The 7,852-nt window shown below is 67.6% G+C and carries 5 protein-coding genes and 1 pseudogene; 2 read left to right on the forward strand and 4 right to left on the reverse strand.

Going from position 1 to position 7,852, the window contains the following annotated elements:
* Window positions 1–48: 48 nt before the first annotated feature.
* Entirely contained in the window at window positions 49–1,533 is a 1,485-nt protein-coding gene (locus tag ACLP9N_RS25450; protein ID WP_442409977.1) for an acetyl-CoA acetyltransferase, read from the reverse strand.
* 39 nt (window positions 1,534–1,572) lie between these two features.
* Window positions 1,573–3,987 carry a CoA transferase gene (locus tag ACLP9N_RS25455; RefSeq protein WP_442409978.1) on the reverse strand — a complete coding sequence of 805 codons (2,415 nt, stop codon included), beginning with the start codon at window positions 3,985–3,987 and terminating at the stop codon, window positions 1,573–1,575.
* An 85-nt stretch (window positions 3,988–4,072) separates the two neighbouring features.
* Between ACLP9N_RS25455 and ACLP9N_RS25460 the strand changes: the two genes are divergently transcribed.
* Window positions 4,073–4,972 carry an undecaprenyl-diphosphate phosphatase gene (locus ACLP9N_RS25460; RefSeq protein WP_442409979.1) on the forward strand — a complete coding sequence of 300 codons (900 nt, stop codon included), beginning with the start codon at window positions 4,073–4,075 and terminating at the stop codon, window positions 4,970–4,972.
* Here the strand turns inward: ACLP9N_RS25460 and ACLP9N_RS25465 are convergent.
* Window positions 4,969–5,472, reverse strand: a complete 504-nt coding sequence (locus tag ACLP9N_RS25465) for a GNAT family N-acetyltransferase (protein WP_442409980.1) — start codon at window positions 5,470–5,472, stop codon at window positions 4,969–4,971. The two genes, ACLP9N_RS25460 and ACLP9N_RS25465, sit on opposite strands and share 4 nt — an antisense overlap.
* Before the next feature lie 283 nt (window positions 5,473–5,755).
* On the opposite strand from ACLP9N_RS25465, the gene ACLP9N_RS25470 reads away from it, so the two are divergent.
* The gene (locus ACLP9N_RS25470) at window positions 5,756–6,685 is read left to right on the forward strand and encodes a hypothetical protein (RefSeq protein ID WP_442409981.1); all 930 of its coding nucleotides are present in this window, start codon (window positions 5,756–5,758) and stop codon (window positions 6,683–6,685) included.
* A 16-nt stretch (window positions 6,686–6,701) separates the two neighbouring features.
* Here ACLP9N_RS25470 and ACLP9N_RS25475 read toward each other — a convergent pair.
* A pseudogene (locus tag ACLP9N_RS25475) lies at window positions 6,702–7,852 on the reverse strand (cyclase); the annotation flags it as partial.

The raw sequence follows: 7,852 nt of genomic DNA on the forward strand, positions 1-7,852 counted from the left end.
AGCGTTAGCTATTTGCGGGCCTGGGCCTCGGCGTCGGTTCCGGGCCGGTTACCTCAGGGTCGCGCTGCCATCCGCGGCGACGGCAACCTTGGCGCCACCGATATCTTCACGCACGGTCACCTCGGCCGCGACCGGATCGGCGATCAGCGCCAGCGCCCGCGACCCATCGGGGGTACGAACAGCCAGGAAGACCCGCTCCGGTTGTCCTTCCCGGTTGAACGGTGTCGTCCATGCCTCGACGGTACCGACGCCTTCCCACTCGACCAAGCCGTCCCGGATGGGCTCTCGATCCACCACTGGTTGCATGTCTTCCCAGCGAAATTCTGCCGGCGGCTCGGTGCCGTACACGCCGAAGCTGTGTTTGGTCAGGTAGCCGCCGTTGGCGGTGATCAGGCCGCACCGACCGGGATTGGCCACCAGCAACTCGGCCAAAGTGGCGATGGAGTGCATGACGTAGTTGCTCCACGGGCCGCCCGCGAAGGTCAGGCCACCGGTGACGGTCAGCGGGCGTGCGGGGTCGTCGACGGCCAGGCCGAGTTCGGCCGCCGCGACCTGCACGGCGGACGGGAAGCAGGAGTAAAGATCGACGTAGTCGACGTCGTCGAGCCCCAGCCCGGCCAGCTCCAGCACTCGGGCCCCGGCGATCCGGATGGCCGTGGACCGGTGCAGCTCGTCGCGATCGGCGATCGCGGACGTGTCGTGGGCGTCGGTGCCTGCCTGCGGGTAGACCCAGCGCTCGGTCGGGATCTGCAGGCGTTTCGCCTGTTCAACCGACGTCAGGAGCAAAGCGGCGCCCTGGTCGACCATGTTGTTGGAGTTCATCAGCTTGGTGTAGGGCCAGCTGATCATCCGGTTGCGCGGGCCGGGCCGGGTGATCTCCTCGGCGGTCGCCGGTTCGCGGATCCACGCATGAGGATTGTCGACCGCGACGGCGTTGAAGCGCGCCCACAGCTCGCCGACGCGCTTGGCGTGATCCGCGATCGGCTCGTCGTTGGCGATGCGCAGCGCCTGCTCGAACAGCGGGTACACGTAGGCTGGCCGGTCCAGCCCGATCCTGCTCTCCGCGTCACCGGCCATGGGGACGTCGTCGCCGGCGACCTCGGCCATCGGCACCGAATCGTCCTGAACCGTCCACTCGAGCCGGCTGCCTTTGGCCCGCAGGCCCCTGCGGGTGCGCCAGGTTTCGGCGCCGGTGAGCAGCACCACGCCCGCCCGGCCCGCCTGAATGTCCAGGCAAGCCTGGTTGACCAGCGATTGGGGCACGTTGCCGCCGACGGGGCTGTACAGCGTGCTGAACTTGCTGGCGCCGATCCGCTGGCCCACCAGCAGGCCGGGATCACGGTATTTGGCTGACAGTATGTTCACGACGCGGACGGAATCGACGGCCTCGAGCACCTCGGCGTCGGCGGCCTGGCGGGCCGCGGCGACCATCAGGTCGACGGGTTCGACGGACCGCTTGTCCGGGTCGATCTCGTCGCGGTGGTTGACCTGGCCCTGGCCGATCAACACCGGGGTCCTGGGGTCGACGGGCATTCGTCGAACCTATCGCAGCGCGCCGAGGCTTGCCGAGCGTCAGGCCGGACCGCCGGCGGCAGGCCCCAACAGCACCCGATCGGCGATCAGCCGCTCGGTCTGCTCGACGCTCATCCCGAGCACGTCTCGGCAGATCTCCCGGGTGTCTTGACCGGGGAGCGGCGCCGGACGCTGCGGTGCCGGCGGGATGTGGCAGAAGGGGGCCGGACCCGTTTCCGCGGGCATGGGGTGGTCGATCACGGGATGTGCCATGTCGCTCAGCACTTTTCGCTCGATCAATTGCGCGTCCACGAGGATGTCCGCCGGTCTGTTCATCGGGCCGGCGGGAATCCCCGCCGATTGCAGTGCTTCGGCGGACTGTGTCGGGCTGTGGCAGCGGGTCCAGTCCGACACCAGCGCCACCAGCTCCCGGCGGTGAGCCACCCTAGCCTCGCCGGTTGCGAAACGCGGGTCTTCGGCCACCGCGGGGCTTCCGAAAACCGTTGTGGCGCAGTGCCAGTCGCTATCGGAGCGGATCGAGATGACGCACCACTCGTCGTCGCCGGCGCACGGATACACCGCGTGCACGCTGGTGTCGTCGCGGATGTCGCCGGCACCCGCCGCACGCGCGGCCTCTTCGACGTACAGCGTGTCCAGTTGGTTGACGACAACCTCGGCCTGCGAGATGTGGACATGGGCCGCGTCGCCGGTGCGGTCGCGGCGGATCAGCGCGGCCAGCGCCGCGAGGGCGGTGACCCGCCCCACCACGTGATCGGGGAAGATCGTCGTCGCGTCGTAGAACGCATGCCGGGATCCGGCGGTCCGCACCTCCTCGGAAGCCTCTTCGTACGTCCACAACCGGGTCACGCCGGTGGCGGCGCGCACCAGTGGGCCGTAGCCCATCCGTCTGCTCCACGGCCCGCGGTTGCCGAAGGCGCTGCTGCCCGCGAGCACGATCCGGGGGTTCAAGGTGCGCAACGTGTCGAAGGAAAACCCAAGTGCGGTAAGGGTTCCGGGCTTGAAGTTGGCGAACACCGCGTCGGCGTCGGCGACCAGGTGGCCGAAGATCTCCGTGCCCTGTTCGCTGCGCAGGTCGAGGCCCAGCGCGAGGTGGTTGCGGTGGGTCCAGGCGAACGACTCGCTCATCACGGCGCCGAAGCGAGACTGCCGCAGCCCGTCGGGGTAGTCGGCGCTTTCGATCTTGATGACCTCGGCGCCCATGTCGCCGAAGAGCCGGCTCAGCTCGCCGCCGGCGACGATGACGCCCAGATCGAGGATCCGCAGGCCGGCGAACGGATAGTCGCCGACGCGGCCCGGCGCGGACGTTGACGGCGCCACCGGATCGGTCAGCCAGCGCGGTTCGTCCTGTCCGGCGGCCGGGGCCGGGGTGCGGAAGCCGCAGCGTTCGTCGTCGACGACGAAGTATCCGGTGGGCACGTCCGTGCGCACGCCGGGGACGAGTTCGGCGTTGGTGATCGCCCCCACGGCCTGGAAGTGTTCGGAGGCCAAGATCCTCGACGGCGTCAGCACCGCCGCGATCGGCACTCCGTGCGCCTGGCCGTCCGCCACCAGATCCTTCATGGTCTTGTCGGCGAACAACGCGTCGACCAGCACGCTGATCTGCGGCCACGCGGCGAAACGCGCGCCGAGCGCGTCGTAGGCGGGGTCCTGGAATTCTTCGGGCTCCCCCAGCCAGCGGCGCAGGCCGCGCCACTGCCGCGGCGCCATCACGCACAACCGGACGTAGCCGTCCTTGCACGGGCAAATCGGGTAGGGGTCCTGGTTCTTGGGGCGGCCCCGCCATACGCTGGTGCGCTGCCCGGCGCTCGCCTGCCCGTGCGCGCCGAACGCCGGGTCGAGCGCCATGACCACGGCGTCGAAGCGAGAGAAATCGATGTAATCGCCCGTGCCACAGCGTAATCGGTTGTAGTAGGCGATGAGTGCGGCCCAGGCGGCCTGCACGGCAGCGGTGGCCGTGGCGATGCCGTCGGGCGGCAACACCGGGGTGCCGGTGGGCGGGCCCGATCGCGACAGCGAGCCCGACATCGCGAACAGCACGGGATCGGTCGCGCACCACGACGACCGCGGACCCGTGGCACCGAAGTCGGTGATCGTCAGCGCCACCAGATGTGGGTAGCTGTCGGCCAGCTCGGCACACGACGTCCCGAACGTGCCCGCCTGGCCGCCTGGGCCGCTGTCGACGACGATGTCGGCTCCCCCGACCAGCTCGAAGAACCTCTGGCGGTCGTTGTCGTTGTCCGGATCCAGCACGGCGCTGCGCTTGTTGGCGTTGTGCATGGCGAACGGGATGCTGGCGCCGGCGAGCGCGGGCAGGTCGTGGCGGGCCGGGCTACCGCCGGGGGGCTCCACCTTGAGGACGTCGGCACCCAGGTCGGCGAACAGGCGGGTCACCGTGTCGGTAACCCCGCTCGACAAGTCGAGCACCCGCACGGTGTCGAGCAACCTGGCGGCCATCTGCTCACCGTATTGGGTGGGCGGCCAAATGCCCAGCCGCCCAAGCCTGTTCGACAGGGAATCCGGATCGGCTACGCTCGCCCGGATGAGTCCGCACTTGAGCTACCTCGAAGCCGTGATCGTAGGCGCCGCCCAGGGCGTCACCGAACTGTTCCCGGTATCCAGCCTCGGGCACTCGGTGTTGGTGCCGGCGCTGGCCGGCGGGCAATGGGCCCAAGACTTGAACGTTTCCGCACCCCAGTCGCCCTATCTGGCGTTCCTCGTGGGCCTGCATGTCGCCACCGCCGCGGCCCTGCTGGTGTTCTTCTGGCGGGACTGGTTGCGCGTCCTGGCCGGCTTCGTCAGCTCGGTGCGGCATCGCCGGCTCCAGACGTCGGGTGAGCGGTTGGCCTGGTTGATCGTGGCGGGCACCATCCCGGTGGGCCTAGCCGGGCTGGCCTTGGAAAAGACCTTCCGCACGACGCTGGGCAAACCCGTTCCGGCGGCGGTGTTCTTGATCCTCAACGGCGTCGTGCTGTACGCGGGCGAGGTCCTGCGCAAGCGCACCGCCGCCAACGACGAAGCCGAACCCGAGCACAGCGGCGAAGCCATCGACAACCGGCTCGCCGAACTGCCCATGCGCCGCGGCGTGTTGATCGGGTCCGCGCAAATCCTGGCGCTGCTTCCCGGCATCAGCCGCTCCGGCATCGCCATCGTGGCCGGCCTGTGGCGCGGGCTGTCGCACGAAGACGCCGCGCGGTTCTCCTTCCTGCTGGCGACGCCGATCATCCTGGCCGCCGGGGTGTACAAAATCCCGGAGCTGTTCGGGCCGCTCGGAAGCGGGATCGGCGGCCAGGTCGTGGCCGGCAGCGTCGCCTCGTTCGTGTGCGCCTACCTCGCCGTGCGCTATCTGACCCGCTACTTCCAAACCCGCACCCTGACGCCGTTCGCGATCTATTGCGCGCTGGCCGGGGCGGCCAGCCTGGCCTGGCTGACCCTGCGCTAGACATTGCGCCGGTAGCGCACTTCTTGCACCGGGACGTTGCCGTACGTCCCGGTGCGGTGGGTCCCGTCGAAGCTCCACCCGTCGCGTTCGTAGAACCGCCGGGCGCGGACGTTGCCGTCCAGCACCCACAGTGCTGCCTGCGTGGAGACTGCGCGCAGCCGCTCGCGGGCGGCGGCAATCAGCAAACGCCCGACTCCGGTGCTCACGTGTGCGGGATCGACGTAGATCGCCATCAGCTCACCGAAATTCGACAGGTCTTCGTCGCGGCACAGACCCGTGGTGGCCAAGCCGCAGATCGTCGAGCCGTCGACCGCAACCTGGGTAAACGGCAGCCCAATCCCCACGCGGCCGAACGTGTGTCTGCCGGTCCAGGTCTCCGGCTCCAGGCTGTCGAGGAAGGCCTGGGCGATGAGTCCCCGGTATGCCCACTGCCAAGACCGGACCTGCACGCGGGCCACGTCGTACGCATCCCCCGGGACAGCCGGCCGCACCTCGGTCATCGTTGCAGTATCGACGGACGCCGCATACCCTGCCGTCGGGGACGCTGATTGGCGTCTCTTATGCCGTCTGTTTCGCGACATGTTCCGCTGCGCCGGTCGTGGGGGCATCTCACAGATTCCTCTAGCAAGTGGGCGCGAAATTGCGATCGGTAGGTGCGCGGTGCCCCGATACTTTTGAGATGACCCTCAACGACCAACCGGCTGCATCGCGCGAGTTCGTGGCATCCTCCTTGCCCATGTCCTCCCAAATGACCGCGTTTGCCACCGGAAAGGGCGGTACGGTGTGCAGGCGGCGGGCTTCGCGGTGATTTTGATAATGCTCTCGTCGTTCGTCGCCCGGTGGAGCCAGGGCTTCGCGATCGCTGGCGCGGCGCTCGTGGCGCTTTTGGTTTTCGGTCTGGCGGGGACCGCCTACGTGTGGTGGCGTTCGCGCCGAAAGATCCTCATCGACGTGACGAGCGATGGTCTGACCGTCAATCAGCGGCGTGATGTTTTTTCATTCGTTGATGCAAAGCTGGGCCCATGGGTGAACATGGGCGTAGCCCTTCACCTGCAATGTGGCTCGCACCGGTTTGTTCTCGGCGGACGAGATCGTCGCATTGCTCCCGAAACACGGCTCGACGCGCCGCCCGTCCAGGCCGTCGATGCCTGGTTGTGGGTCTCAGAGTTCGATGAGCTTCTCGCCATGGGCGGCCGCCGGAGTGGGCTGGATGTGCGGGGGCCCGCACTGGGGGAACCGACTCGGTGTTTGTTGTTTCCAAACCCCTATTTGGCCGAGCAGATGGGGTCGTTTGCATTCCGAAAGCAACTTCGACTTCAGCGATCACTCTCGAAACCGAGCCTGGTCCTTGACGTGGACAACGACGCGATGCGGGTGATCGACCCGAACAGCGATGCGCTCGGCGCCTCGGCTTCACGTGCGGACGTGACCGCGACACCGGCAAGTTTCCAGCCCGATAGTGTCGCGAGCGGCGATGGCAGCACGTATGACTACCCCGCGACGCCCGGCCTGGCCGTGTGTGTTCCTGGTGTGCAACCACTGACCATCGGATGTCTCGACTTGGTGGGGTCGCAATTTCGATTTTCGTGGCGCGGCCATGTGACTTGGCCGAATGAACGCCCTGCTTACGTGGTCTCGGGGGCGGACTTGCTAACGCTCACTGAGAAACTCGGGTTGACCTCGCAGCTGGAGGACAAAGCCAGACGTAGTTAGAGGTGGATGCTCGGCGTCACGGCATTTCCTCGGCCCACGCGATATGCCCTTGGAAGCCAAGGGTTTTCGCCATATCGCGGTAGCGATCCCGGTATTCGCGATAGCCGGCATCGTCACCGCGAGCCCGCGCCAGCAGAGCGTCCAGCCGCAGCAGCCAGATCTCGCGTATCGCCAGACCGTCATCGGCTGGCGCTGCCGCTAACCGTTCGACCGCGGCCTCGGCCTCGGCCGCGTCGCCGTCGCCCGCGCGGTCCAGCAGGGTCTCCACCAAAACACCTGTCGCAGCAAGGCCCCACATCAGCAGTCGTCCGGTGCGGAACAGATGGTCGACGGTGGAGCGCATGAGCGCTATTGCGTCATCGCGGTCCCCCGCTCTAGCCCTTTCGCGTGCCAGGTAGACCTCGATGATCGGCAGATCGCATAGGTTGCGTCCTTGGTTGCGGAGCACTTCGCCGACCTCGGCCCCGAGCTTCTGTCCGCGATCACGCTCTGCGGCCTTTTGGCAATGCATCAGCGCAAGCGCCAACGCCGCCCGGATGTAGCCCACCACGGTGTCATCACTGGATCGCTCGGCGATCCGTAGCGCATCCTCGATCTCTTGCAGCGCAGGGTCATCGGGCCTCAGCACGCCAAGAGGTATCCCCATCAAGTAGGTATAGCCGACAACCCCGGCGTAGGACGCGGGGTCAGCGCCGCGGGCCATAGGCTGGCCGTCCCGCAGGTCTGCTAGCCATCCGGGACGACCCAACCAATACCGGGCCATCCCCCGCGTGGTGATGGCCAGCGCTAACGGACACCCGACAAGGAAGTTGCCGGTAGATGGGTCACCGTCGGCTAGGTCGACAACGGCCTGTGACCATCGCAGCACCTCACACCACTCGGCACTCTCGATCTTGCCGTAGATCAACGGAAACGACATACCCACCGTCAGGGTCGCATCGCCGACCGACTCAGCGAGGGCCATCGCTTCCGATGTCAGCTGCGACACCTCACGCATCCGGTCCTGATGCGCGTGATCCATCACCAGCCCCGCCATGCCGATGGCCAGTGACGCCTTGTCCCCGGCGGCAGCGCACAACTCACGCAACTCGTCAAAGCGATCCCCGGTTACATTCACATGCACTCGCCAGGCGGTCCCGCACAGCATGGTGCGCGGGGCGATGCGCA

The sequence above is a fragment of the Mycobacterium sp. genome, assembly GCF_052144515.1.
In the GTDB taxonomy this organism is placed as follows: Bacteria; Actinomycetota; Actinomycetes; order Mycobacteriales; family Mycobacteriaceae; genus Mycobacterium.

What these genes read in the sequence shown, in the direction of transcription:
- ACLP9N_RS25450 (WP_442409977.1), bottom strand. Translation starts at nt 1,533, where the DNA reads ATGCCCGTCGACCCCAGGACCCCGGTGTTGATCGGCCAGGGCCAGGTC.
- ACLP9N_RS25455 (WP_442409978.1), bottom strand. Translation starts at nt 3,987, where the DNA reads ATGGCCGCCAGGTTGCTCGACACCGTGCGGGTGCTCGACTTGTCGAGC.
- ACLP9N_RS25460 (WP_442409979.1), top strand. Translation starts at nt 4,073, where the DNA reads ATGAGTCCGCACTTGAGCTACCTCGAAGCCGTGATCGTAGGCGCCGCC.
- ACLP9N_RS25465 (WP_442409980.1), bottom strand. Translation starts at nt 5,472, where the DNA reads ATGACCGAGGTGCGGCCGGCTGTCCCGGGGGATGCGTACGACGTGGCC.